This is a genomic window from Acidiphilium sp. PM, assembly GCF_000219295.1.
GTDB lineage: Bacteria > Pseudomonadota > Alphaproteobacteria > Acetobacterales > Acetobacteraceae > Acidiphilium > Acidiphilium multivorum.
Genome location: NZ_AFPR01000308.1, coordinates 1 through 537, shown reverse-complemented (window position 1 = coordinate 537; position 537 = coordinate 1). Strand labels below are relative to the sequence as shown.

The 537-nt window shown below is 72.6% G+C and carries 1 pseudogene; it reads left to right on the top strand.

What is annotated here, in order from left to right:
• Positions 1 to 344: 344 nt before the first annotated feature.
• A pseudogene (locus APM_RS22665) lies at positions 345 to 537 on the top strand (tetratricopeptide repeat-containing protein); the annotation flags it as partial.

Here is a 537-nt window from a genome sequence, read left to right as displayed (position 1 = left end):
CCGCCGCATCGACCGAGATGAAGGTCAGCGCCCCGTCCCCCGCCGGATCGGCGATCGCGGCGAGGCAGTCCTCGACCAGTGCTGCGGCGGTGGTGCGCCCCGCTTCAAGGTCGCGGGCAAGACGGTCGAACGTGGGCAGGCGGGACTCTCTGTCGGTCATCGGGATCGGCTCTCCTGTGCGGCGTCGGCGCAAGTCTCGCCGCGCGGCGCGAAGCTGTCGAGACCCGGCAGGCGACCGGCGCGGCACGCCAGCGCACGGATCTGTGATTTGCAGCGCCCCCTGCCTATATTGGCGGCACGGGTTGGCGCTTTTTCCCACCACCACCGGCCCGCGGAGGTCCCTAATGAAGGGGTTGAAGATCTTTCGCACCATCCTGCTGGCGGCGGCCCTGTTCGCGGGGGCCGGGCTGTCCCTCGCCCCGGCGCGGGCGGCATCGCCGACGCCGCAGCAGATCCAGGCGCTGATCGCCGGCGGCCATCCCGACGCCGCACTGGCCGATCTGCGCGGCGCGCTGCGCGCCCATCCGCAGAGCGGCG